Origin of the sequence: Vulcanococcus sp. DEBay_Sum22DG08_74 (assembly GCF_017852955.1) — a bacterium.
In the GTDB taxonomy this organism is placed as follows: Bacteria; Cyanobacteriota; Cyanobacteriia; order PCC-6307; family Cyanobiaceae; genus Vulcanococcus.
Genome location: NZ_JAFMKL010000176.1, coordinates 1 through 2,512, shown reverse-complemented (window position 1 = coordinate 2,512; position 2,512 = coordinate 1). Strand labels below are relative to the sequence as shown.

General features: G+C 62.8%; 4 protein-coding genes. 1 reads left to right on the top strand and 3 read right to left on the bottom strand.

What is annotated here, in order from left to right; all coding sequences use genetic code 11:
* Positions 1–564 (bottom strand): dTDP-4-dehydrorhamnose 3,5-epimerase (gene rfbC, locus QZ184_RS11405; RefSeq protein ID WP_296419745.1); only part of this gene is annotated, 564 nt, incomplete at its 3' end.
* Positions 554–1,444 carry a glucose-1-phosphate thymidylyltransferase RfbA gene (rfbA, locus tag QZ184_RS11400; RefSeq protein WP_296419743.1) on the bottom strand — a complete coding sequence of 297 codons (891 nt, stop codon included), beginning with the start codon at positions 1,442–1,444 and terminating at the stop codon, positions 554–556. The genes rfbC and rfbA, both read right to left, overlap by 11 nt.
* 29 nt (positions 1,445–1,473) lie before the next feature.
* Here rfbA and QZ184_RS11395 point away from each other — a divergent pair, with 29 nt between their 5' ends.
* Positions 1,474–1,929: a GNAT family N-acetyltransferase gene (locus QZ184_RS11395; protein WP_296419747.1), complete on the top strand. Its 456-nt coding sequence runs from the start codon at positions 1,474–1,476 to the stop codon at positions 1,927–1,929.
* Here QZ184_RS11395 and ribH read toward each other — a convergent pair.
* Positions 1,926–2,408: a 6,7-dimethyl-8-ribityllumazine synthase gene (ribH, locus tag QZ184_RS11390; RefSeq protein ID WP_247476524.1), complete on the bottom strand. Its 483-nt coding sequence runs from the start codon at positions 2,406–2,408 to the stop codon at positions 1,926–1,928. The two genes, QZ184_RS11395 and ribH, sit on opposite strands and share 4 nt — an antisense overlap.
* Positions 2,409–2,512 lie beyond the last annotated feature (104 nt).

Genomic DNA, 2,512 nt, shown 5'->3' with positions numbered 1-2,512 from the left:
CAGCGCCTGCCAAGAGGGTGCTACCGCGTCTTTCTCAGCCAAGAGCGGCGAGGCGGATTCGGGCCATGCAATGGCGAGATCAGGGTCACTCCAGAGCAGGGAGCGCTCGCTCTCTCGATCCCAGAAATCGGTTGTCTTGTAGAGCACCTCCGCCTGGGGGCTCAGGGTCAAAAAGCCATGGGCAAAGCCCACCGGCACCCAGAGCTGCTGTTGGTTCTCGCTGCTCAGGCAGGTGCTGACCCACTGGCCAAAGGTGGGGGAAGACTGGCGGCAATCCACCGCCACATCAAAGATCTCGCCCTGGATGCAGCGCACCAACTTCCCTTGGCCATGGGGGTCCTTTTGAAAGTGCAGTCCGCGAAGAACCCCCTGACTGGAGCGGGAGTGGTTGTCTTGAACAAAGTCAGCGGGTGACTGCCCATCCGCCTCCAGAACAGCGTTGAAGCTGCGCTGGTTCCAGCTTTCGTAGAAGAAGCCACGGGCATCGCCGAACACCCGGGGGGTGATCAGCAGGGGGCCGGACAACTGCACTCCGGCCGCCGTCGCTAGGCGCTCAGCCTGCATTGGCAAACTCCAGCAGCTGCAGCAGATACTCGCCGTAGCCGCTCTTGCGCAGGGGCTGAGCCAGGGCCGCGAGCTGATCGCCGCTGATCCAGCCCATGCGCCAGGCCACCTCCTCGGGGCAGCCCACCTTCAAGCCCTGGCGATGCTCGAGGGTGCGGATGTAGCTACCGGCCTCGTGGAGTGAATCGCAGGTGCCGGTATCGAGCCATGCCATGCCACGGCCCATGAGCTCCACCTGCAGCTGGCCATCCCGCAGGTACTGACCGTTGAGATCCGTGATCTCCAACTCACCCCGCGCTGAGGGCACCACCTGCTTTGCGCGCTCCACCACGGAGTCGTCATAGAAGTAGAGGCCCGTCACCGCGTAGCGGGACTTGGGCTTGGCGGGTTTCTCCTCAATGCTCAGGACCTGGCCATCTGTGGAAAACTCAACGACGCCGTAGCGCTCCGGATCCCGGACCGGATAGGCAAAGACCGTGGCCCCCTGGGCGGTTGCGTTGGTGCTGCGCAGCTGAAACAGCAGGTCATGGCCGTGGAACAGGTTGTCCCCGAGAACGAGGGCCGCCGGCGCACCAGCCAGAAACGCTTCACCAATCAAAAACGCCTGGGCTAAGCCGTCGGGGCTGGGCTGCACCGCATAACGGATCTCCATGCCCCAGGCGGAGCCATCCCCAAGCAAGCGCTGGAATGCGGCTTGATCGTGGGGGGTGGTGATCACCAAGACCTCACGAATCCCCGCCAGCATCAAGGTGCTGAGGGGGTAATAGATCATCGGCTTGTCGTAGACGGGCAGCAGCTGCTTGCTCACCGCCTGGGTAATCGGGTGAAGCCGCGTCCCCGAACCACCGGCGAGAATGATGCCCTTGCGCTCCTGAGCCAAGGTTGTCCGCCCGCTGGGAGGATGTTGGCATGGAAGGGACCAGGCTGATCCTGCATGCCCCGGGTGCTCCAGGACTGCGCTGGCTCGGCATGGGACCAGGCTGGAGGCCGACCCGCGGCCTGTTCAAGCTGCAGCGGCTGTTCAACCAACACGCCTTCTGGGCAGAGAACCGCTCCATCCATGAGCTTCAGCGCATGCTCCAGGGCAGCGCAGCCGTCGCCAGCCTTTGGCAAGGCAAACGCCTTGTGGGCTTTGGTCGCGCCACAAGCGATGGGATCTATCGCGCCGTTCTGTGGGATGTCGTTATCCCTGAGGACCTGCAGGGCAAGGGTCTAGGCCGGCTGCTGGTGGAGGCCCTAGCCAATTCTCCGCAGCTCAAGGGAGTGGAGCGGGTCTATCTGATGACCACCAACAGCGCCGGCTTCTACAGGCAGCTGGGCTTTGAAGAGGTCGCGGGACAACGGCTGATGCGCCGGGACAACTAAGCCTTGGGCAAAGCGGCCATCAGGCTGCCCATCTCAATGGCTTGCAGGCCATAGCTCCAGCCCAAATTGCTCTTGATGCCCGCCCGCTCCAAGGCCTGCTGCATCGTGTCGGTGGTAAGGACGCCAAAGATCACCGGCACGCCGGAGTCGCGGCTCACTGCCGCAACACCTTTGCTGACCTCTGAGACCACCACATCGAAGTGGGGGGTGTCGCCGCGGATCACCGCTCCCAGGGTGATCACCACTTGGTAGCGACCGGATTGGGCCAGGCGCTGAGCCACCAAAGGGATCTCAAAGCTGCCTGGAACCCAGGCCACATCCAACTGGGCGCTGCTATCGGACGTATCAATCCCGTGACGGGAGAGGCAATCGAGGCAGCCGCTCAGCAGCTTGGCCGTCACTAAATCGTTAAAGCGGGCAACAACAACGGCAACCCGCAATCCAGACGCGCCGGAAAACTGGCCTTCAAAAACGGTCACGTCAGCTGAGCTCGCGATCTGCTCAGCCTAAGCAGACGTGTATCAAGCGACGAAGAAGCTCATGCCCCAGTTGACCAGCACCAGAGCAACCCACGCGATGCTGC